The sequence below is a fragment of the Cytobacillus oceanisediminis 2691 genome (genome assembly GCF_007678455.1).
Taxonomy (GTDB): domain Bacteria; phylum Bacillota; class Bacilli; order Bacillales; family Cytobacillaceae; genus Mesobacillus; species Mesobacillus oceanisediminis_A.
Genome location: NZ_VEEP01000018.1, coordinates 1 through 22,390 on the forward strand (window position 1 = coordinate 1; position 22,390 = coordinate 22,390).

Below are 22,390 nucleotides of genomic sequence, written 5' to 3' on the forward strand. Positions count from 1 at the left end.
TGGCCCCTTGGTCAAGCGGTTAAGACACCGCCCTTTCACGGCGGTAACACGGGTTCGAATCCCGTAGGGGTCACCATCTACTTTAAACAGCATCATAAAATGGAGGATTAGCTCAGCTGGGAGAGCATCTGCCTTACAAGCAGAGGGTCGGCGGTTCGATCCCGTCATCCTCCACCATATATTCCTTTAATAATTACAAATGCCGGTGTAGCTCAATTGGTAGAGCAACTGACTTGTAATCAGTAGGTTGGGGGTTCAAGTCCTCTTGCCGGCACCATTTTTTTTTGGCTTGTGGAGGGGTAGCGAAGTGGCTAAACGCGGCGGACTGTAAATCCGCTCCCTCAGGGTTCGGCGGTTCGAATCCGTCCCCCTCCACCATTTTAATACATATTAAAATTGGACAAGCTACTAATGTCCTTTTTATTTTTTCATTGGGCTATAGCCAAGCGGTAAGGCAACGGACTTTGACTCCGTCATGCGTTGGTTCGAATCCAGCTAGCCCAGCCATTTTTATTTTCTTTTTTGCACTCAGGATGCTTAAGAGACAATGAATAGGGTAGATTATATCCTATGAGCCATTAGCTCAGTCGGTAGAGCAAGTTGCTCACTCCCTGGAGTTGCTTCTGCGGCAACTTGCGAGAAAGGCCGTAAGGACTTTCGAGCATCGCAGATGCGATAACATGCTTAACCGAGTGATAACAACTTGTTGATCTACAATATTGAGAGCCATTAGCTCAGTCGGTAGAGCATCTGACTTTTAATCAGAGGGTCGAAGGTTCGAGTCCTTCATGGCTCACTCATGTCAAGGCCCCTAAGAATAATTTTTCCTTTATTTTTAGGGGTCTTACCTATATAATAAAATCATGCGGAAGTAGTTCAGTGGTAGAATACAACCTTGCCAAGGTTGGGGTCGCGGGTTCGAATCCCGTCTTCCGCTCCAAATGGGGCCTTAGCTCAGCTGGGAGAGCGCCTGCCTTGCACGCAGGAGGTCAGCGGTTCGATCCCGCTAGGCTCCACCATCATACTACATAAATACCATTTCAGTCATAAATCCAGTCGGGTTTATGGCTTTTTTTATTTCACGCTACTTATATTGTGAATTGTTATCTTACACTACTTGTAATAGCTGTAAGGAATACGTCGTGATTAGACAATTTTGAATAAAGAGAGGATGAGTCAGTCAAAAGTAACCATGGGGTTTTGGACAGATTTAACGGATATTTCAGAAGCTGTCGGAAGTGGTCTCCAGTTCGGACAGGTTCACAGGAAAAGAATCCAAAGCTGTCAAGAAATCGCGGATATTTTGACAGGTTCGCGGTAGAAGGCGCCAAAGCTGTCAAGAAACCACGTGGATTTTGACAGGTTTGCGGTGGAAGGAGCCAAAGCTGTCAAGAATCCGCCGTTATTTTGACAGGTTTGGGGTAGAAGGAACCAAAGCTGTCAAGAACCCTCCGTTATTTTGACAGGTTTGGGGTAGAAGGAACCAAAGCTGTCAAGAATCCGCGGTTATTTTGACAGGTTTGCGGTGGAAGGAGCCAAAGCTGTCAAGAATCCGCGGTTATTTTGACAGGTTTGCGGTGGAAGGAGCCAAAGCTGTCAAGAATCCGCCGTTATTTTGACAGGTTTGGGGTAGAAGGAACCAAAGCTGTCAAGAAACCACGTGGATTTTGACAGGTTTGCGGTGGAAGGAGCCAAAGCTGTCAAGAACCCTCCGTTATTTTGACAGGTTTGCAGGAGAAGGAGCCAAATCTGTCAAGAAACCACTTGGATTTTGACAGGTTTGCAAAAGAATCACCCAAAACTGTCAAAAAACCCTCCCGTCTCACAGCCTCAACAAAATCATTTCGTAAATTCATTCTATTCCAAACCGTATATATATTCATGAAATTGTCCGGTTGAGTCATCCTAATGAAAGCGTTTAAAATAGGGGGAGAGATGAGAGAAAGCAAGGGGGAGTCAAGAATGAAGAAACTTTCGATTATCGGGATGCCGATGGATTTGGGTCAGATGAGAAGGGGAGTTGACATGGGCCCGAGTGCGATCCGTTATGCAGGTATCAATGAGAGATTAAGTGTGCTTTTTGATGAGATAGAAGATTTGGGCGATATTGCAGTTGGCAGGCCTGAGGTGAAGATTGACCCTAATAGCAATCTTCGAAACCTTGAGTTGGTGGCGGAGAAGAATCGCCTGCTTGCAGATGAAGTAGATAAGATTATAGAATCGAAGTCTTTTCCGCTTGTTTTGGGCGGGGACCATAGCATTGCGATTGGGACGTTGGCTGGTGTGTCCAAGCATTATAAGAATCTTGGTGTGATTTGGTATGACGCCCATGGAGACTTGAATACGGCGGAGACTTCGCCGTCTGGAAATATTCATGGTATGCCGCTGGCTGCGAGTCTTGGTTTGGGTCATGAGATGCTGACGCAGATTGGCGGGTATGCTCCTAAGGTGAAGCCGGAGAATATTGTCATTATTGGTGCGCGTGCACTGGATGATGGGGAGAAAGACTTGATAAAGGAAATGGGTATCAAGGTGTTCACCATGCACGAAATTGACCGCCTAGGGATGGCTGCTGTCATTGAGGAGACGGTCAATTATCTTAAAGATAAGACCGATGGTGTCCATCTTTCACTTGATCTGGATGGACTCGACCCAACGGATGCTCCTGGTGTTGGTACTCCGGTTACAGGAGGCATCAGCTATCGTGAAAGCCACCTGGCAATGGAAATGCTGGCTGAAGCGAAAATCATTACTTCTGCGGAATTCGTTGAAGTGAATCCAATCCTGGATGAAAAGAACAAGACGGCAGTCGCGGCGGTTGCGCTGATGGGTTCTTTATTTGGCGAGAAACTTTTGTAATCAAAGCTTTGAAAAAAGAATAGAATGAGATGGTTAGACAAAAAAATATGAGCAGCGGCCCTGTTACGGCTGCTGCTCTTTATCATTAATATAGAACTGGCTTTTTTGAGGATAAGTGATAATATTTATTTAGTAAATGGTCGAGTTTCATGCTCATGTCTACTACCCGTTGGTTTGACAGCGAGGTTCTTGCAGCTAGTTCAACCATTTCTTTACGGCAATTTTCTATATCCTTCAACAGCGTTTCTGCACACATTGATCTTTGTTCCTCGCTTTCATTAAATATAGTCCCTTTATACCCCGGACCAAAACTTTTTAAACCAAACTGGTAAAAATTTGTTAATATTAACGTATCGAGTTTTTTAGCTTTTTTTGCCGAAAAGAGTCTGTTTAAACGGAATAGACATAATTACATATATAAATAAAGTTTTTATAAAAAAAAACGAAACCTTTTACGGAATCGATTCGTATATCGATTAGCCGCAGGAAGCGCGGAGGTAAAATAATGGAAACGATCGTAAAGCACAGAATAAAACAGGTAATCAAGGGAGACCAGAATGCCTATGGAGAGATTGTTGAGGTATACAAGGACAAGGTATTCCAGCTTTGCTACCGTATGCTCGGGAATCGGCATGAGGCAGAGGATATTGCACAGGAGGCTTTCATCCGCGCATATATCAATATTAACAGCTTCAATCAAAACCTGAAGTTTTCAACATGGTTATACAGGATTGCTACCAATCTTTGCATTGACCGGATTCGTAAAAAGAAACCAGATTATTTTCTTGATGCAGAGGTGCCGGGAACGGAAGGCTTGACCATGTACTCACAGGTGCCATCTGAAACTCCTTTGCCAGAGGATGAGGTAGAAAGTATCGAATTGCAAGACACAATTCAAAAAGAAATTTCAAAACTACCCGATAAATACAGATCGGTCATCGTATTAAAGTATATTGAGGAGCTTAGCCTGAATGAAATCAGTGAAATCCTGGATTTGCCGCTTGGAACGGTGAAGACGAGGATCCATCGAGGCAGAGAGGCGTTAAGGCAGCAGTTGCGACACGTATAAGGTGAGGTGAAAGAATTTGAAATGTCCCGAACAGGTTTTTGAATATATGCACGAGTATTTAGATGATGAAATTACTGAAGAACACGAAAAGATTTTAAGAGAGCATTTGCAGAGTTGTTCAGATTGCCAGGGTTACTTCCGGGAATTGAACAAGGCAATCGCTCTTGTCCAGAGTACTTCCCATATCCAGGCGCCGGATGACTTTACATCAAAGGTCATGGCCGGCTTGCCAAAGGAGAAGAAAAAGACTGAAGTCCAACGCTGGTTCAGGAGTCATCCGCTTTTGACAGCTGCATCGCTTTTCCTTGCATTGATGACTGCAAGCATTCTTTCGACCTGGAACGAGGACCATCAGTTTTCTGTTTCGAAACAGCCTAATCTGATCGTTGAAAATGATACCGTCATTGTACCTGAAGGGGAAGTAGTCAAGGGGGATGTCGTGGTCAGGAATGGCAAGGTGAAGGTCGAAGGCGAAGTACAAGGGAACTTGACCGTCATCAACGGGGAAAGGTACATGGCTTCAGCCGGTAATGTCACAGGGGAAGTAACCGAAGTCAATGAAATATTCGAATGGATTTGGTATCATATTAAAAATACCGTGAAAAACACGGCAGATCTATTTGAAAATGACGAGAAGGAACGGTCATTCCAATAGGAATGGCTTTTTTTTTAAGGATGTATCTTTTTACTCCATTGGTCTACGAAGCTTTAGATGACATCATTATTCGTTTAAGCTGACCTTATGGTATAATGATAAAGTTATCTTAGAATACAGGCAGAAGTGCATTGGTCATCTTCCGCTTTTTACAACGCTGTTTTCGCATTTAATGTTGCTTCTCGAACACATATAATTAACATGTTTCGTGACTCTTTTGAAGGATGCTCATGAAACGGATAGCGGAAATAATAATAAAAGCCCAGAAGCCGGCTTTGTGTGTGAAAGCAACATCATGTACGAAAAGAGCCTTTTACAAATGGGTTCATTTGGAGGCTAGAGGAATAACTTCGCAAAAGAGCCTTACTAAACTACTGGAGGAAGTGCAATGTCGTTTGCGGATTTCGATTTCTTGGAATATCTAGCTAATATTGTTGACATTCTCCTGGTTTGGTTCGTCATCTATAAGTTGATCGCGATTATTCGAGGGACGAAGGCTGTCCAGCTTTTGAAAGGGATCTTTGTCATCCTGATCGTAAAGTTTGTCAGTGATTACTTCGGGTTAAATACGCTCAGCTGGATGATGGAACAAGTATTGACCTGGGGATTCCTGGCCATTATCATCATTTTCCAGCCCGAATTGCGGCGGGCACTCGAGCAGCTTGGCAGAGGAAGGCTTTTCGCCAGATCCGGGCTGCAGGAAGAGGAAGACGAAGAAAAGATGGTGGAGGCCATTATCAAGTCCACCGATTATATGGCGAAGCGCCGGATCGGGGCATTGATTTCAATTGAAAGAGAAACAGGAATGAGTGATTACATAGAAACAGGCATCCAGCTGCAATCGAGAATTTCCTCTGAACTGTTGATTAACCTTTTTATTCCGAATACACCGCTTCATGATGGAGCCGTTGTCATACAGAAAAATATCGTTGCGGCAGCAGCTTGTTATTTGCCTTTGTCAGAGAGTCCATTCATTTCGAAGGAACTGGGCACAAGGCATAGGGCCGCGCTCGGAATCAGTGAAGTAACCGACAGTATCACGATCGTCGTTTCCGAGGAAACAGGGAGTGTTTCGGTCACACGGAATGGCGAACTATACAGGGACTTGAGCGGGGAAACGCTAAGGGAACTGCTCACTGCCGAGTTGATTTCACCATCAAGAATCAAGCAGGCAGCTTCTACCCGCTGGAATTGGAGGGGGAAGAAAAATGGATAGATGGATGGATAATCCTTGGTTCATAAAAGTGGTTGCCCTTGTTCTTGCCGTGCTGCTCTTTGGATCTGTTCCAAAAAACGACCCGAATAAGCCCGGGGATGTGAACGTCCCATCTGATGAAAAGGTGGCAACGGTTGAAGACGTACCGGTAAAAAGGGTTTATGATACCGATACATTAGTCGTATCAGGTGTTCCCGAGACGGTTACTGTTACGCTCCAGGGACCGAAAAACCTGGTTCAGCAGGCAAAAACACTAAGGAATTTTGAAGTGTTCGTCGATTTGACGGATGCTGAAATGGGAAACCAGCGTGTTCCCATCACAATCAAAGATGTATCCGAAAGGCTGACGGTCACCATCGATCCTGGTTATGCCAATGTGTCCATCCAGGAGAAGGTGACGAAGGAATTCAGCGTCGAAGCTGAATTCAGCGGAAATATAGTCGAAGAGGGCTATATTGCCGAGAAGCCAACTGTAAAACCGAATAAAGTTCAAATTACCGGTGCCAAGGATATTGTCGACAGAATCACCTATGTAAAAGCAACAGTGAATTCTTCCGGAAAAATATCGGATACAATCACGCGGGAAGCAAGTGTCCTTGCCCTGGATAGAGACATGAATAAATTGGATGTCAATGTGGAGCCTGGTGTGGTTGAAGTGACTATCCCGGTAAAGAGCTCCAGCAAAAAGGTACCGATTGATATTGTCCGAAAAGGCAATCCTCCAAGTGGCGTGACCATTGATTCAATCACTTTGGACACGAAGGAAGCTGAAATCCTCGCTGACCCGGATGTACTTGAGAAGGTTGATAGGGTCAGAGTGGAAGTGGATGTCAGCAAAATCGAAGAGGATACGGAACTTACTCTGCCGGTCATTATTGGGGAAGGTATCGTCGCGGTTTCACCAGAATTGGTAAAAGTGAACGTTAACGTCACGAAGGCTTCCGAGAAGACCATATCCAATGTCCCAATTGAAATTAATGGGATGGATGAGGGCTATGAAATAGATTTTCTTGATCCTACAGACGGACAAACAAAGTTGACGGTTTCAGGACCAAGCGATCTCGTCTCTGCACTATCTGCTGATGATTTTAATGTTTTGATTGATGTATCGAAGTTGGCGGAAGGGACTCACGAAGTCGCTATGAAGGTGACGGCACCTCAAAATATAACGTGGAAACTGGCAAAAGAAAAAGCCAGTATATCAATTGCGAAAAAAGAAGCATAATTGACTGCAATTTTTCATACAAGGAGAGATTTAAAGGATGGGTAAATATTTCGGTACAGATGGAGTACGTGGAGTTGCGAACAGCGAATTGACGCCAGAACTGGCTTTCAAGCTTGGCCGTTTCGGAGGGTATGTCCTGACAAAGGAGCACGATCGGCCAAAAGTGCTGATCGGCCGTGATACACGTATCTCTGGCCATATGCTCGAGGGGGCTCTTGTTGCCGGCCTGCTTTCAATCGGAGCGGAAGTTATGAGGCTCGGTGTGATTTCGACTCCTGGAGTAGCTTATTTAACTAAGGCACTTGGCGCACAGGCAGGAGTCATGATCTCTGCATCGCACAATCCGGTAGCAGATAACGGGATCAAGTTTTTTGGACCCGATGGATACAAGCTTTCTGATGATCAGGAAAACGAGATTGAGCAATTGATGGACATGGAGGCTGATGAGCTCCCTCGTCCGGTAGGTGCTGATCTTGGACAGGTTAATGATTACTTCGAGGGTGGCCAGAAGTATCTTCAATATCTAAAACAATCTGTTGACGAAGATTTCACAGGTCTTCATATCGCGCTGGACTGCGCACATGGAGCTACATCTTCATTGGCAACCCACTTGTTTGCCGACCTTGATGCGGATACTTCAACGATGGGAGCATCCCCTAATGGCCTGAATATCAATGACGGCGTAGGATCGACGCACCCTGAAGCTCTTGCAGAATTCGTGAAGGAAAAAGGAGCAGATCTTGGTCTTGCTTTTGACGGAGATGGCGACCGCCTCATTGCGATTGATGAAAAAGGGAACATCGTTGATGGCGACCAGATCATGTATATCTGCGGTAAATTCATGAAGGAACGCGGACAGTTAAAACAGGGGACCGTTGTATCCACTGTGATGAGCAACCTTGGTTTTTACAAAGGCCTGGAGGAAAATGGCGTGCAAAGCGTCCAGACAGCTGTCGGTGACCGTTATGTAGTAGAAGAAATGAAGAAAAACGGCTATAATCTTGGCGGCGAGCAATCCGGCCATATCATCTTCCTTGACTACAACACAACTGGAGATGGACTTTTGACAGGTCTTCAGATTGCCAACATCATGAAAGCAACAAACAAGCCGCTTTCCGAACTGGCTGGGGAAATGAAGAAGTACCCACAGGTTCTTGTTAACATCCGTGTGACGGATAAGCATCACGTTACGGATAACGAGAAGGTAAAAGAAGTAATTGAACAGGTAGAAGCGGAAATGAACGGCAATGGCCGGATCCTGGTCCGTCCTTCCGGAACAGAACCATTGGTGCGCGTGATGGCTGAAGCAGCGACTGCAGAACTCTGCCAGGAATACGTGAACCGAATCGCAGCGGTTGTGGAAGAAGAAATGGGTTTAAAAGAATAAGGAAAACAAGCGATATGCATAAGGGTTTCGGCACATAAAAGAGCCCTTATGCATATTTATTTATAGAGAAAGTTTATTTTTTCACTTAGAGAAGTGTCCAGCTCCAGCGCCTAGCCCTTCGAGTCGCTTCGGTCCGCCCAATGAAGTCAAAAAGCGACTTCACTGATCGGCCCTCCAGCGCTTGTCAGGGCTGAACAAGGCGCTTACGCTTTTCTTGTGAAGGGAGTTTTAGCCGTCCTTTAAAGGGTATTTGTAGGGGAAGGCTGTTTTCCTTTGTTTTCTATTGACGGATGTATCAGTATCATGTATGATTATCCTGTTTTTGTTAATGGCTGATTTTTGCCTTGAAAACAATTTATCGAAAGGTGGGAAGAGGTAAAACAATGGAAAACTAAAGCGCCAGGACTAATCCTTGACCGGAAAAGTGGATTAGTTGACGAGGTGGAGGTTTATCGAAGTTTCGGCGGATGCCTCCCGGCTGAAAGCACAGCCGCGAATTCCATCTTTAAAACATTAGGGCAACTTAATGGACAAAGAGATGGGGATGCTAAAACTAACGAGGATTGGCTTTGTGAAGTCGACCTCAGGACTAATTATATGAGATAAGGGGGCAAGCTGCCCCTATATAAGAGGCTTCTTGCCCCCTGTCGTACAGGAGGAAAAGAAGTTATGTGTGGAATTGTTGGATATATTGGAAATAACGACTCGAAAGAGATTTTATTGCGAGGCCTGGAAAAGCTTGAATATAGAGGATATGATTCTGCGGGAATCGCGGTCATGAATGAAAATGGAGTTCACGTTTTTAAGGAAAAAGGACGCATTGCGGATCTTCGCGACGCAGTGGACAACGAAGTAATGGCTAACGCTGGAATCGGTCATACTCGCTGGGCTACTCACGGTCCTCCAAGCAAGGTGAACGCTCACCCTCATCAGAGCTCAACAGGCAGACTGACTCTTGTTCACAATGGCGTCATCGAAAACTATGATCTATTGAAGCGCGAGTATTTGCAGAATGTCGAATTGAAAAGTGAAACAGACACTGAAGTTATCGTACAATTGATCGATTTGTTCGTAAACGAAGGTCTGAACTTAGAAGAAGCGTTCCGTAAAACGCTGACACTTTTACATGGTTCATATGCACTTGCCCTTATAGACGAGCAAAACAAAAATACGATTTTCGTGGCGAAAAACAAGAGCCCGCTTCTTGTCGGCCTTGGCGAAGGCTTCAATGTAGTCGCTAGTGATGCGATGGCGATGATTCAGGTAACAAACCAGTACGTTGAACTGATGGACAAGGAAATGGTGATTGTCACTAAGGATGAAGTGACAATCAAGAACCTTGAAGGCGAAGTAGTTTCACGCGCTCCTTACACTGCAGAACTTGATGCAAGCGACATTGAAAAGGGAACATACCCGCACTATATGCTCAAGGAAATCGATGAGCAGCCGCTTGTGATGCGCAAAATCATCCAGAACTACCAGGATGGAGAAGGCGCACTTGAAATCGATTCTGACATCGTTGCTGCGATGAACCAGTCAGACCGTATCTACATCATCGCTGCAGGTACTTCCTATCATGCAGGCCTTGTCGGCAAGCAGTTCATCGAAAAATTGGCGAAGATCCCTGTTGAAGTCCATATCTCAAGCGAGTTTGGCTACAACATGCCGCTTCTATCTGAAAAGCCATTATTCATCTTCATTTCTCAGAGCGGAGAAACTGCGGACAGCCGCCAGGTTCTTGTTCAGGTGAAGGAAATGGGCTTCAAGGCGCTTACAATTACGAATGCACCTGGTTCAACACTATCCCGTGAAGCAGATTACACGCTTCTTCTTCACGCTGGCCCGGAAATCGCAGTTGCGTCCACTAAGGCTTATACAGCACAGCTTGCTGTTCTTGCGATTTTAGCGGAAGTAACAGCCCGCGGTCTTGGCCATGAAGTTGACTTCGATCTTGTTCAGGAATTAGGAATTGTTGCGAATGCAATGGAAGCTCTTTGCGACGACAAAGAAGAATTCGAAAGCATCGCGCGCGAATACCTGACTGTGACAAGAAACGCATTCTTCATCGGACGCGGAATCGACTTTTACGTAGGCCTTGAAGGCGCATTGAAACTGAAGGAAATTTCGTACATCCAGGCGGAAGGCTTCGCAGGCGGAGAACTGAAGCATGGAACAATCGCGCTGATCGAAGAAGGCACACCAGTCATCGCCCTTGCAACACAAGAATTCGTCAACCTGAGCATCCGCGGAAATGTCAAAGAAGTGGCAGCACGCGGAGCAAACCCGTGCATCATTTCCATGAGTGGACTGGAAACAGACGAAGACCGTTTCGTCATCCCAGAAGTGCACAGCCTATTAACACCTCTTATCTCAGTAATCCCGCTGCAGTTGATCTCATACTACGCAGCGCTGCACCGTGACTGTGACGTCGATAAGCCGCGTAACCTGGCTAAATCAGTTACGGTTGAATAAACAATAACTTTGCTTTTGTTCTGATGTTTGTAAAAAAAAAAGTCGGTAATCGAAAAAAAAAGTCGGTAATTTGCAATTAATGTTGGTAATCGAAAAAAATAGTTAGTAAGCTTCATTATGCCTTAAAAGGTTCCTTGTGAGGAGTTAATAATATGATCTCAATTGGTGAGCGTATAAAAATGATTAGAAAAGAAAATTTTTATACACAAGCTGATTTTGCAAATTTATTAGGAATTTCCCAAGGAACCTTAAGTGATATAGAAAAAGATAAATGTTATCCCTCTTATCAAACATTGAAATCTTTAAGAAAAGTTATTAAAATCGACTTGAATATTTTATTTGATGATTAGAGGTATAAGAGTTACGTAATAACATTAGGCTAAAGGTATATTTGGATAAGATTTAAACTATTTATAAAATGTTGTTCAGTAAAAGGACTCAATCCAATTTTAGGATTGAGTCCTTTTTTATTGTTGCAAGATAAAAGGATGTTATCTGAATAACAAAGTCGGATAATGGGTGGCAACTGAACAAAAATGAAAAGTTGTTTCAGAATCGTAAAAATTTTTTTGAAATATTAAACCAATATGCACAGAATCAGAAAAATCTGAAATAATAAGAATCAAAGTTTGTTAAAGTAGGTACCGAGGAAGAAAAACGAATTTTTAATGAATGGATGAAGTGGGCTCGGGAAAAGGAGATTTCTTAGACTCGTTAGATAAGAAAGATGATAATATTCTAGGTAAGGGATTATGGTTATTTGATATTAGAATGCAAAAAGATTAGCAGAAAAGTTCAAAGCATGGATACATACTATTAAATAAAGGGAGAATTTTGTAAATGAAACAGCATAACTATTCATCGGATGCTCCAATATATGATGCTGCTCTCGACCGATTTAATCGTTTTCCATTTTCACAGAGAGTAGCCAATGTAATAGCTAAAAGAAATGACCCGAGTAGTATTGTAATAGGAATATATGGTGCTTGGGGTGATGGGAAAACATCTGTATTAAACTTTATAGAAAGGGAACTTCAAACAGAGGAACACGTTGTTTGTTTAAAGTTTAATCCTTGGAGATTCGGTGACGAAGACCAGATGCTCAACAATTTCTTCAACGACTTAGCTACGGTAATTGATAGGTCTATAGAAAGTGGAAAGGAAAGAATAGGCAACCTTATTGAAAAATACGGTAAACCACTAGCTTCTATTGTTGGAAAAGGGGAAGTTGCAGATGGAGTAAAATCTTTTTTTTCAGGTGCAGATATTGAAGAATTAAGAGAACGAATTGAAAACCTTTTAGCAGAGGAGAAAAAAAGAGTAGTAATACTTTTAGATGATATTGATAGACTTGAAAAAAATGAAATACATGCATTGTTTAGATTAGTTAAGTTAACAGCAGATTTTAAATATACAGCCTATGTTTTGGCGTTTGATAAACATGTAGTATCATCAGCATTACAAGAAAGATACGGATATAATGCTATAGAGACGGGAAATTCGTTTTTGGAAAAAATAATTCAAGTTCCCTTAGAACTACCATCAATAGAAATAGAGGATTTAAGAAACTTTTGTTTTAATGAAATTGACCAAGTATTGAACTTTTCTAATATTGGACTAACTGAGGAAGATAGTAGGCAGTTTGTAAACAATTTCTCAAAAGGATTAGAAGCACATTTAAAGACACCCAGACAAGCTAAGTTATATTCAAATATCCTAATGTTTTCTTTGCCCATATTAAAAGATGAAGCCAATATTGTTGATTTAATGTTAGTCGAAGGAATTAGGGTTCTTTTGCCAGAAGTTTATGCTCTAATTAGAGACAATAGGGATTTATTTTTGAAAGATGGTACCAGTGGCTATGGCTATGATCATGATCAAAAGGAAAAGACAAGAAGGAAAGAGCGGATTGAATCAGCGTTAAATGTATTTACACAAGAAGAAAAGGCTCAAATTGTAGACTTGCTATGCTTTCTCTTTCCCAGACTCAACAGCATTTTTGGTAATAATTATTATGGTGGAAGTTCGGAGTTAAAATGGAGTGAAAAACAGCGAATATGCTCTCCGCAATATTTTCAAAGATATTTCACTTATGCGATAACCTCTAAAGATGTTTCAGACCTGGCGATTAATGAATTCTTAAAATATAGTGAGGATAACTCGCCAGAAGATATTGTAAACAAAATAAAAGAAATTATGACTGATAAAAATGCAGAAACCTTTATTTCAATGCTAAGAAGGTTAAGTAAAAAATTCACGTTATTACAATCCGAAAATTTGGCAATTTCTATAGCTAAGATAGGAAGTAGTCTTCCTAATCCTGTTCAACTTTTCAGATCAATGAATACTTTTGGACAAGGAGCAATGTTCACTGGTGACTGTATAGAGAATCTAAAAAGTAAAGAAGAACAGTTCGAGTTAGCCAAAGGTGTAATTTTTAATGCAGACACATTATTTTTTGCGACGGAGTGCTTTTCTTGGTTCAGAAGAGATACAGAAGAACATCCAAATCCTCAAGGTTTCTCTGACGAAGAATACGCAAAATTGGCTGGTATCCTGGCCAAAAGAATATCTTCTGAATGGTGTAATATTAACAATATTGGAATTGAAAAAATAGAGCACTTTCCTTATGTACTATCAATATGGAATGAATATGGGCAGCCCCAAGAGGCAACTAATACAATCATAAGAAAAATACGTAGAGACAAGAATTTTGTGTTTGAGTTACTTAATTCTTATACCCCGACTGCATTTGGAGAATTTGGTTCAAGAAAATCAAGTTTTCGCAAAGACAATTATGACGCTATCCAAAAAGTTGTAAATTCCAATGTCATAGTAGAGGCTATTAAGGAAGTTTATAATGATTTGGTGTTAGATGACCGTTATCCTGAGTTTTTACATGTACCCAGAAATGAGGAGCTTGCTAGGCAGTTTCTTTGGCTACATCATAAGTTTGTAGATGAAGAAGCAAATGTAGAAGAAATGGATAGCAGTATGGAATAAATAGATATGAGTTTTAGTTAATAACTGGGAAAAAATCAGGCCGAATTCAGTATGAGTTCAGTCATTTTTGTTTCATTAACGGCTCAATTACTGAACCGATGATGCTTCAATTTCTATTCTCGTACTAATAAAATCCCATGCAGTTGTTATCCTCACTGTATAATTCTGTAGATTTTTTCTAATATCGAAACGAACTATTATCAGAAAAAGGAAAGAAGGAAGGGGAGAGGTATGCAAGAGGTGTAGTATAATAAAAGAATAGTACATGTATGGAGGACTTTATGAAAATAGATTTTAATATTAGTGAGATTCTCACCTTGCCAACTACGATTATGGCTGCACTATCCTTAGCAAGTGGCATACTTCTGTTCTCTCCAACTTCTTTATTAGATCAAATGTTCATGTTGGATTTTAGAGATAAATATGGATTCATCATTGGATTAGTTTTTATTGTTTCTGTTTGTATCCTAATCGTCAACTTGATATATCAAACAGTTAAATCTATGTCTAATGTAAAAGCAAAAAGGAATTTTTATGCTAATGCAGAAAAAAGACTGCAAAAACTTAATGACTATCAAAAAGCTATAATATATGCACTATATCAAGAAGATAACCGTACCTTACCCCTCCCATTACATGACGGTTCTGTTTTAGAACTAGAACAAAACTACATGATTGGTAAGGCGACTTCACAGTACATGGTTAGTGATTTAAACAATGCTCTTTTTCCATATTTATTACAACCGTGGGTATCGGATGAATTAAGTAACAAATCAAATTTATTATCCGAATTCAACGCTGCTTTTGAAATTCAATATGAAAAGGAGTTTAACCAGCGGAGGGAAAACCACTATTATTGAAAATGTTGTGCAAAAATATGATTTCTTAATTTTATATATTTATAGTCCGAAGGTTATTCGAAATGCCTTCAAATATTAAGTAAAGAGGTGTATTTTTGGACGTATTAAAAGATGAAATAAATAATTTGTTACTAATTGTAGAACAACAGGTCGAAGGTGCAATAAAATTGGAGGACAACGACTATCATATTTTGTTACTTAAACGCTCCCTAACGAGTTTACGAAGTTCTAGGTTATTAGTTAGTAATCAACAAATAGTAGACGTTCCTGTACTACTCAGAGTAGTTTTTGAGCACGTTAGTAGACTGTATTTAGTTAATAAGCACAAGGACAAGCTGTTCGAACAGCACCGTTCAGCCTTTCAATTTATGGGTAAAGGACCAGGTCCAAATCAAATTTATGCTGATTTTGGGGATGAGTTTAGAATGATGTATGAGTGCCTTTGCTCATTTTCACATCCAGATTTGATGGGATTACTCTTAAATCATAGAGATGAAAATAATGAATCTACAAAAGTCTTAATCCGATTGCCACTTTTGAGCATCGCAGCAATACTTTCAACTGTTTATCCATCCTTAAAAGGTGACTATTCAGAAGGGTTAGTTGAACAAACTAAACAAACACTTATTTCATCAATTAGCAATGCACAGAAGATATTACAGAGCTCAATATGGAAAGAACAGTTTCAAACATTTATTAATCATCCTTTAGGAAAAGCACCATTCAGAAGAGAAGAGTTAAATGAAGAGGTTCTCCAGTTTATCCAAATGGCTTTAGAGAATGAACAAGACGCAAATGAGTTCATTGAATATAAATTAATAAAAATCCTAAGTGAATTAGATACTAAGGGTTCTTAAAAAGTTGTGTACTTTGCATTGGTAAATAGCGGTGATTTCAGTATTCAAATGTAATACTGATCCTAGGAAGCCCAGGAATAAAAAAGAGTTCTATGAAGAACTAAGAAAGTTCTTACCAACAGTATGGATGAATAATTACATTGAGAGTTTCCGGTTTTCGGGTATTTCTTTTTATTTATACGAGTTTGTAAGCGTTTAATAAAAAGGATAATTTCCATAGCGATGGAGTAAAATTGTAATAATGGACTTCATATATAGGGAAATAGTTGCGGGAAGATGAAGAAATAAATCCGAGGGTAATTTATGTTAGCCTAGAATGCTAATTACCTGAATTCTATTTTAATTCGGTTAAGATTGATAATTAGACTGTTGATAGTACTGAAGCTGAACGTTATAAGGATAAGAAATCTTAGATTAGCTTATTGTACTATTGAACTAGGTTAGCATTCCTGTAATATATCTAACTTTGTGAAATAGTGTACTTAACATAAGGGTGCTTTAATCCAAGAAGGATTAAGGCACTTTTCTATTGAATTCTTTATTAAACAACGTGGCTGTATCCTGGAAGACAGAACTGTATAAACAGATTCCAGATTTATAATCATTTTATACATACATCTGATTTAAAAATATATTTTAGAAAAGTGAGGGGTTTCGATGAAAATAAAAGCTGTATTTTCAAATGAAATGCCATTTATGATACAACTCCCTTCTGGAGATTTTAAAGTAAAGGTTAAATACGGCTCTAATAATGAGGAATATGAATTAAATTTAACATTAACGGATGAAATGTACCGTTTACATCTTGATAACAAACCAGGAAAGGGTTCCTATATTGATGGATTAGCTAGTGAACTTAATGATTATATTAGTGTTAATAATCTTCAAACCTATGCTTTTACTCCACTCAAAAGTTATATAACTTGTACTACTGAAGAAGATATAATAATTACAGAGGAAATGGCTGAGGTAATAACTGAAGAGGACATTAAGGAAAAAATAATTAAACCTTTCCTTATCTCAGAAGGCATTAGGAATGGAAAATCAATATATGGTGAAGAACTTGACGAAAAAGCAACGGAAATTTATCTGGAATTTTCTGTGGAAGAAAAAAGTGAGATGAAAAAAGAAGTTGTCGCTAAGAGAGAAATCCGTAAATTAGCGGGTATTATTCCACTGTACCATATAGCTCTTAATACTTTTATAAACCAGTACAGATATATCAGAAATGACTTTTTTGTTGAGTCTTTAACGATTCACACTTTAGAAGGAACTTATGTTCAAATTTATATAGATAACAATCTTTATGAGCAGTATACACACGCAGGTAAAGCACCGACCATTATAACTCATAGCCAATGGATGCCAGACATTACCTCCGATGAGTTACAGGAACTTAAAAAACGATTAATGTCTTATTATATGATTAATCCTTCAGAAGAGCTAATTATAACTGCAAGGAACTTATTAGAAAGAGGAGAGTATAGATCCGCTGTTATTGAGGCAAACGCTGCATTAGAAATAGCAGTGGCAGAAAAAATAACAGAAAAAATGGAAGCAAATGGTGACACTACCTTAGATATTGATGCTTATTTATCAAGAACAGAGACAAATTTTTATCAAAGATGTGATAATCAACTTAAAGCAAAGACTTCTTTTTCATTTGTAACAGATAACTCAAATTTATGGAGCATTATTAGTTCACATAGAAAGACTTTTAGACATAAAATTGCTCATACTGCTTTAACCCCCCCACCTAATCAAGTCGAAGGGATTATTAATGATTATGAGAGAGCAATACAATGGGTAGAAGCCCTATAAAAATTGGGCATTTTACGAATCAATGGCTTTACTACTACCAGTGAATTTGATAATTGTTTTTATGTTCGTATACTACAAAATTAGGGAATTAATGCTGCCAATTAATGTGGCATTTTTTTTTTAAAAGGAATAAGGTCGTTGTAGATTGTGAAGAACTGCACTTAAAGTAACGGGTGATTTACTTTAATAACAGTCTTCAACAAACCGGCGCTTTCTCAAAATAGCATTTAGCGCTTATTTCCATTTTAGATCCATATAACGGAAGATTGCATTGCGTTAGATATAAATATTTGAAATAATTGGTTATACAAATAAAAGTATTAAGAGAGGTGGTTGGTGTGAATAATAATAGATTATTTTTTTATAATAAGCCTAATTATTACCTTAAATTGAAACCGGAGATCGAAAGATATTTTAAGCCGAAATCAATTTTATTGTTTGGGATTGTATTACCATTTTATTTGCCATTAAAAAATAACACTAATCTTACATATAAAGTTAACCAAAATATCTTATGTCATTATCGATTTCACTTAGTTAACCATAAAGAAAAATTTTATTCTGGATCTTATAATGAAATCCCCGTTGAGACTAATGTACAAAGAACTAGAGTTGAAATGGTTTATATACCAAGGAATAATATGATTATCTCTGACGAGTTATTATCCAAATCCTTTAATTTATTGCTTGAAAAGTTAAATGAGTTAATTAAATCTATTATTATAATTACAAAAAATAAATTTATCTCTAAAGTCAACGGTGAAACATTAGAACCAATGGTTTTATATTCGTTAATAGATTTAACAGAATATGATGTTATGAATCAAGGTTTGTTTCATCTGAATTACCATAAACTAGAAAATGGTGGTAAGCCTCTTTCTACAAAAGAAACGGATTTAGTTATGTGTGCCATTGACCTGTTACCAAATAATCCTTTCACATTTAGTACCGAGCTATATCTTTCTGCCATCAGAAGCCTGCATATTGGAGATCTTAGAAAATCTGTAATTGATTCGCAAACAGCTGTAGAGACTTTCTTAACCGCTTTATATAGATATTTAGTTTTAAAAGAGGGATACTCACAAGAGGAAGTAGATAAAAAGGTAAATGATATAGCCTTTAAAAACCTAGTTATCCATCAATTCCATAAAAGATTAGGCGGGGATTTTGACATTCGTGATGAAGGTACACCGATAAGTGATTGGTGGAGTAACACATATCTGTTACGTAATAAAATTGTACATGAAGGAAAGCTCCCATCTCATTCTGAAGCTATAAAATCTATTGATTCTGTAAACGAACTTTTTAAATATGTTACTGACCTCATACATTTGTCTCATAACCAAGAAGCTTACCCTGAATTAACATCTTTAATATTAAAATCTGTAGAGGGATAAGTGGGTAATAAAGAAAAAGTTGTTGCTGGCAACTTTATCAATCCCTATATTAGCCTATTTTTTGTCTCAAAAATTATTAGTAACGACTAACAAATAACACGACTAAAAGAGCAATGCTGAAACAAGGTATTGCTTTTTCTTTGTTTGCTACATAAAGAAGTTTGTGATGAAATGTTCTTAAAGTAACGGGTGCAAGAGTACAGAAGCAACACATAATTTGCGTTGCTTCTTCGCTTTGTTAAAAGTATTTCTGGTAAAACTCCTGTCTCAGCCTTCCACTTAATTGAGCATATATTCGAGTGGTTTCACTTTTCTCGTGGCCCAAAAGGCTTTGGATAACTTCAACTGGTGCTCCATTATTCAATAAGTGAGTGGCATAGCTGTGTCTGAGTTGGTGAGGATGAATTTCCTTATCTATGCCGGCACGCGCTGAGATTTTCTTAATGTAATACCTCATCTGTGCAATACTCATCCTATGTGGCTGTCTCTCTGTTACAAAAATGGCCGGATCTTTATCCTGGCGGCTATCAATGTACCGCTTAAGCCATAATTCAGCCCGAATATTAAAATACACTTCACGTTCCTTGTCTCCCTTTCCCCTGACGACGGCAGAGCGGTTAGACCAATTAATGCAATTGCGATCTAGTGCAGCGATTTCCCCAATTCTGCAGCCAGTAGAAAACATCAATTCGAATAGTGCCTTTTCCATAGGGCTAATACAGGCTTCACGTAAAAGTTCAATCTCCCTTTCTGATAGAAACTTTGGGATTCTCTTGCCGGCTTTAGGTTCCTTGATCTTTGCTGCTGGATTTATGGTTAAATGGCCTTCCTCGTGACACCAGCGAAACAATGACTTCATAAACCGGATTCTGTGGGCCAAACTTGAGGGTTTTAAATCCTTGCCTTGAGTAACAAGATATTTCTTTAATCCTTCTGTATTGAAGGTATCAATAATTGGGTCCCTAAAATAGCTGATGAGCAGTTTTGCCTGAATACCATATGCTTTTAAGGTATATGGTGAGAATCCTTCAATACGTTTATCTGCTTCATAGGATTTCCAAGCAGTTGATAGCAACAAACCAATCCCTCCCATTTTATTAGGATATTAGAAGGTATTCTTGCCAGTTTTATAGAAATTTAGACTTGGTGAATAGAACTTGTAAAATATCTAACGAAATTGGTTAATTTAACCAAGTATTTTATTAAGTTAATTTTTTCGAAGGTGTTGAAGTGGATACGGAGAAGTACAAATACAGAAGCTGTGTTGCTGAACAAAGCAGGTTAATTCAATATGAGTGTGCAGAAAAAGTTTTACAAATACTTTAAGTGTCTTAATTATGCCTGAAATTCATATAAACATTTAATGTTGATACAGATACAAACAAATCTTGTGATAAAACTAGTCCCCCAGATTTATCAGATATATGAAAGGAGTAAATATTTAATGAACAATCCAATTTAAAATCCCCCTATTTAGGTAAACATTCATTTCAGAAATTGGGGGACATAAAATGAACTTGAATAAAAACTTTTCTTTATTACTATTGGGTCAATCGCTCGCTAATATTGGCGATGTATTATATATGGTTAGTATCATCAGTACGATTTTTCTATTAACAGGCTCGGCAACTGCTTCTTCATTTGTACCATTTACAATTACTTCTTCCATGTTTATATCTAGTCTGTTAACACCACTTTTGGTGGGGAAAGTAAATCTTAAATGGTTAATGGCTGGATCGCAAATCGGAAAGACTATTCTGCTTTTTATTCTGGGATTTATGTTAGTTGGAGTTACATCATCAAATTATTATTTGATTTTCTTAATCATAGGATTGATTGCTTTACTAGATGGATGTGCAAATCCAATAAAGCAGACATTAATTCCATACTATGTTAAACCTAATCAATTACTTCAAGCTAATGGAATTGCAGAAACTGTTACTCAGATTATACAAGCAGTGATGTGGTTCATTGGGAGTTTATTCTTAATTATATTGAGCTCACAGCAACTGGTCTGGTTAGCAGGAGGTTTGTTTATCGTAGCAAGCATCTTGCTAAGTCTTTTAGAAAGTGTAGATGATAATAGAATTAAGGCTAAAGGGAAATTTGAACAGATTACAGAGGGATGGGTAACTTTATCTAACACTCCAGTATTAAGAAAGATTGCTTGGCTAGACTTCTTTGAGACAATCGCAGGAACGGTTTGGATAGCAGCCATACTCCTTGTGTTCGTTAACGATGCTTTAGACGTTGGTGGACAGTGGTGGGGATTTATCAATGGTGCCTTCTTTATAGGATTGATTTTAGGAAGTGTGTATTGTATTAAATATTCTTCAATCATTGAAAAGAAATTGGGGACCATTATATTTATAGGTTCAATCCTAAGCTCCTTAGTTACATTACTATTTAGCCTAAACAGCATACCAATCGCTGCACTCCTATTGTCGCTCTGTGTAGGGATTTTTGGACAAATTAAAGGTATACCTCAACAAACAGTGATACAAACCAGCGTTACAAAAGAACAGTTATCAACGGTTTATACTTCGTTAGGAGCTATCGGTACTGGAATCTTTGGCGTTGGCTCTCTTCTTATGGGACTGTTAGCAGATTTACTGGGAATAAGAATCGTGTTTATGATCTCAGGAATACTGCTTGCAGTGGTCAGTTTAATTGTTTATAAAAGTAAGCACTTGTTTGTTAGGAATATAAACGAATTTGAATAATGAATGATAGAGTGGGACTGCGGATCATCTGTGGTCCCATGCTTTTATAATTTGTGCTTTAAGGGGGTTGAAATTATGGAGATAAAGAAATCACAAGGCAATTCTGATTTATTGGCAAAAATAAAAATTGTAAAAGGAGAAAACTTTGTAACTATAGAAGATACAAAAAGTCTGGCGAATCAAGAGCTAATTGAACTTATAACATATCTGATGGGACTGTCATTTATAAAGAACTGTAAAAATGTAAATATACAGGTTAATAGTAAATTTAACAAAGAAGTTGACTTTCTTTTAATAGAAAATGGGTTTAAGTTACATGATGAAAATGTTACTGTTCACAAGGTGTTAGATGATTCATCTAAGGTTAAAAACGGGTTCTTACTAAAGGATTTACACGAACTTTCGTTAGCAGAGTTTAAAAGGGTTTGGGAGGAATCTATGAAAGGATCATTAAATGCACCTTCTTCGCTAAATGTTGACGAACAAATGCGAAGTGTAGAGTTGGAATTAGGATCCAACTATAAGAAGTCTTGTATTATTGCTTATGATAAGGGAAATCCAATCGGAGTCATTATGCCCCATATAGAACCCGGGACTTCAGAAGAAGGAAGGATATTTTATTTTGGAATCATTCCAAGCGAAAGAGGGAAGGGGAAAAGCAAACTTCTTCATCAACAAGCATTAGAAATATTAAAAAATGACTTTATGGCCACCCATTATATTGGCTGCACTGGTCAAAACAACCTTCCAATGCTTAAAACATTCCGGAATAACGGATGTACAGTTATAGAACGAAATAAGGTTTTTAAAAGGGGAAACTAAAACTTAGTGAAGAGTAAAGGGAGA

Annotated in this window: 17 protein-coding genes and 8 tRNA genes; 23 read left to right on the top strand and 2 right to left on the bottom strand. The window is 39.0% G+C overall.

What is annotated here, in order from left to right; all coding sequences use genetic code 11:
* Position 1 precedes the first annotated feature (1 nt).
* The 9 genes from FS736_RS22565 to rocF all read left to right on the top strand — a co-directional run bounded on the left by FS736_RS22565 (position 2) and on the right by rocF (position 2,859).
* Positions 2-76: transfer RNA gene (locus FS736_RS22565), tRNA-Glu, on the top strand.
* Positions 77-101: 25 nt separating this feature from the next.
* Positions 102-177: transfer RNA gene (locus FS736_RS22570), tRNA-Val, on the top strand.
* A gap of 24 nt (positions 178-201) precedes the next feature.
* A tRNA-Thr gene (locus FS736_RS22575) sits at positions 202-277 on the top strand.
* A 16-nt stretch (positions 278-293) separates the two neighbouring features.
* Positions 294-378 (top strand) — tRNA-Tyr (locus tag FS736_RS22580).
* A 54-nt stretch (positions 379-432) separates the two neighbouring features.
* Positions 433-507, top strand: a tRNA-Gln gene (locus FS736_RS22585).
* A 216-nt stretch (positions 508-723) separates the two neighbouring features.
* Positions 724-796, top strand: a tRNA-Lys gene (locus tag FS736_RS22590).
* 69 nt (positions 797-865) lie between these two features.
* Positions 866-940: transfer RNA gene (locus FS736_RS22595), tRNA-Gly, on the top strand.
* A 3-nt stretch (positions 941-943) separates the two neighbouring features.
* Positions 944-1,019 (top strand) — tRNA-Ala (locus FS736_RS22600).
* 943 nt (positions 1,020-1,962) lie between these two features.
* A complete protein-coding gene (gene rocF / locus FS736_RS22605; RefSeq protein ID WP_144481376.1) occupies positions 1,963-2,859 on the top strand; it encodes an arginase in 897 nt (298 codons plus the stop codon).
* 85 nt (positions 2,860-2,944) lie between these two features.
* On the opposite strand, the gene FS736_RS22610 is transcribed toward rocF, so the two are convergent.
* Positions 2,945-3,115, bottom strand: a complete 171-nt coding sequence (locus FS736_RS22610) for an aspartyl-phosphate phosphatase Spo0E family protein (protein ID WP_144481377.1) — start codon at positions 3,113-3,115, stop codon at positions 2,945-2,947.
* A gap of 249 nt (positions 3,116-3,364) precedes the next feature.
* Between FS736_RS22610 and sigW the strand changes: the two genes are divergently transcribed.
* The 12 genes from sigW (at position 3,365) to FS736_RS22670 (ending at position 18,821) form a co-directional block, all read left to right on the top strand.
* Positions 3,365-3,928, top strand: a complete 564-nt coding sequence (gene sigW / locus FS736_RS22615; protein ID WP_144481378.1) for an RNA polymerase sigma factor SigW — start codon at positions 3,365-3,367, stop codon at positions 3,926-3,928.
* 16 nt (positions 3,929-3,944) lie between these two features.
* A complete protein-coding gene (locus FS736_RS22620; protein WP_144481379.1) occupies positions 3,945-4,583 on the top strand; it encodes an anti-sigma factor family protein in 639 nt (212 codons plus the stop codon).
* 388 nt (positions 4,584-4,971) lie between these two features.
* A complete protein-coding gene (cdaA, locus tag FS736_RS22625) occupies positions 4,972-5,799 on the top strand; it encodes a diadenylate cyclase CdaA (protein ID WP_144481380.1) in 828 nt (275 codons plus the stop codon).
* The gene (locus FS736_RS22630; RefSeq protein ID WP_144481381.1) at positions 5,792-7,024 is read left to right on the top strand and encodes a CdaR family protein; all 1,233 of its coding nucleotides are present in this window, start codon (positions 5,792-5,794) and stop codon (positions 7,022-7,024) included. Before cdaA ends, FS736_RS22630 begins: the two co-directional genes overlap by 8 nt.
* Before the next feature lie 37 nt (positions 7,025-7,061).
* A complete protein-coding gene (gene glmM, locus FS736_RS22635) occupies positions 7,062-8,411 on the top strand; it encodes a phosphoglucosamine mutase (RefSeq protein ID WP_144481382.1) in 1,350 nt (449 codons plus the stop codon).
* 669 nt (positions 8,412-9,080) lie between these two features.
* Positions 9,081-10,883: a glutamine--fructose-6-phosphate transaminase (isomerizing) gene (gene glmS / locus FS736_RS22640; protein WP_144481383.1), complete on the top strand. Its 1,803-nt coding sequence runs from the start codon at positions 9,081-9,083 to the stop codon at positions 10,881-10,883.
* A 152-nt stretch (positions 10,884-11,035) separates the two neighbouring features.
* Positions 11,036-11,233: a helix-turn-helix domain-containing protein gene (locus tag FS736_RS22645; RefSeq protein ID WP_144481384.1), complete on the top strand. Its 198-nt coding sequence runs from the start codon at positions 11,036-11,038 to the stop codon at positions 11,231-11,233.
* A gap of 490 nt (positions 11,234-11,723) precedes the next feature.
* Positions 11,724-13,886: a KAP family P-loop NTPase fold protein gene (locus FS736_RS22650; RefSeq protein WP_144481385.1), complete on the top strand. Its 2,163-nt coding sequence runs from the start codon at positions 11,724-11,726 to the stop codon at positions 13,884-13,886.
* Between the two features lie 281 nt (positions 13,887-14,167).
* The gene (locus FS736_RS22655; protein WP_144481386.1) at positions 14,168-14,746 is read left to right on the top strand and encodes a superinfection exclusion B family protein; all 579 of its coding nucleotides are present in this window, start codon (positions 14,168-14,170) and stop codon (positions 14,744-14,746) included.
* Positions 14,747-14,841: 95 nt separating this feature from the next.
* Positions 14,842-15,603: a hypothetical protein gene (locus FS736_RS22660; RefSeq protein ID WP_144481387.1), complete on the top strand. Its 762-nt coding sequence runs from the start codon at positions 14,842-14,844 to the stop codon at positions 15,601-15,603.
* Positions 15,604-16,260: 657 nt separating this feature from the next.
* The gene (locus FS736_RS22665) at positions 16,261-17,424 is read left to right on the top strand and encodes a hypothetical protein (protein ID WP_144481388.1); all 1,164 of its coding nucleotides are present in this window, start codon (positions 16,261-16,263) and stop codon (positions 17,422-17,424) included.
* Between the two features lie 338 nt (positions 17,425-17,762).
* A complete protein-coding gene (locus FS736_RS22670) occupies positions 17,763-18,821 on the top strand; it encodes a hypothetical protein (protein ID WP_144481389.1) in 1,059 nt (352 codons plus the stop codon).
* Between the two features lie 238 nt (positions 18,822-19,059).
* Here FS736_RS22670 and FS736_RS22675 read toward each other — a convergent pair whose 3' ends face one another.
* Positions 19,060-19,899: a tyrosine-type recombinase/integrase gene (locus FS736_RS22675; RefSeq protein WP_144481390.1), complete on the bottom strand. Its 840-nt coding sequence runs from the start codon at positions 19,897-19,899 to the stop codon at positions 19,060-19,062.
* A 433-nt stretch (positions 19,900-20,332) separates the two neighbouring features.
* Between FS736_RS22675 and FS736_RS22680 the strand changes: the two genes are divergently transcribed.
* Both FS736_RS22680 and FS736_RS22685 read left to right on the top strand, forming a co-directional pair.
* Positions 20,333-21,544 carry an MFS transporter gene (locus FS736_RS22680; protein WP_144481391.1) on the top strand — a complete coding sequence of 404 codons (1,212 nt, stop codon included), beginning with the start codon at positions 20,333-20,335 and terminating at the stop codon, positions 21,542-21,544.
* Between the two features lie 75 nt (positions 21,545-21,619).
* Positions 21,620-22,366, top strand: a complete 747-nt coding sequence (locus tag FS736_RS22685; RefSeq protein WP_186326892.1) for a GNAT family N-acetyltransferase — start codon at positions 21,620-21,622, stop codon at positions 22,364-22,366.
* Positions 22,367-22,390 lie beyond the last annotated feature (24 nt).

Excerpts from the sequence above, each read along its gene's own strand:
- rocF (WP_144481376.1), top strand. The coding sequence starts at position 1,963 with ATGAAGAAACTTTCGATTATCGGGATGCCGATGGATTTGGGTCAGATG.
- FS736_RS22610 (WP_144481377.1), bottom strand. The coding sequence starts at position 3,115 with ATGTGTGCAGAAACGCTGTTGAAGGATATAGAAAATTGCCGTAAAGAA.
- sigW (WP_144481378.1), top strand. The coding sequence starts at position 3,365 with ATGGAAACGATCGTAAAGCACAGAATAAAACAGGTAATCAAGGGAGAC.
- cdaA (WP_144481380.1), top strand. The coding sequence starts at position 4,972 with ATGTCGTTTGCGGATTTCGATTTCTTGGAATATCTAGCTAATATTGTT.
- FS736_RS22630 (WP_144481381.1), top strand. The coding sequence starts at position 5,792 with ATGGATAGATGGATGGATAATCCTTGGTTCATAAAAGTGGTTGCCCTT.
- glmM (WP_144481382.1), top strand. The coding sequence starts at position 7,062 with ATGGGTAAATATTTCGGTACAGATGGAGTACGTGGAGTTGCGAACAGC.
- glmS (WP_144481383.1), top strand. The coding sequence starts at position 9,081 with ATGTGTGGAATTGTTGGATATATTGGAAATAACGACTCGAAAGAGATT.
- FS736_RS22645 (WP_144481384.1), top strand. The coding sequence starts at position 11,036 with ATGATCTCAATTGGTGAGCGTATAAAAATGATTAGAAAAGAAAATTTT.
- FS736_RS22650 (WP_144481385.1), top strand. The coding sequence starts at position 11,724 with ATGAAACAGCATAACTATTCATCGGATGCTCCAATATATGATGCTGCT.
- FS736_RS22655 (WP_144481386.1), top strand. The coding sequence starts at position 14,168 with ATGAAAATAGATTTTAATATTAGTGAGATTCTCACCTTGCCAACTACG.
- FS736_RS22665 (WP_144481388.1), top strand. The coding sequence starts at position 16,261 with ATGAAAATAAAAGCTGTATTTTCAAATGAAATGCCATTTATGATACAA.
- FS736_RS22680 (WP_144481391.1), top strand. The coding sequence starts at position 20,333 with ATGAACTTGAATAAAAACTTTTCTTTATTACTATTGGGTCAATCGCTC.
- FS736_RS22685 (WP_186326892.1), top strand. The coding sequence starts at position 21,620 with ATGGAGATAAAGAAATCACAAGGCAATTCTGATTTATTGGCAAAAATA.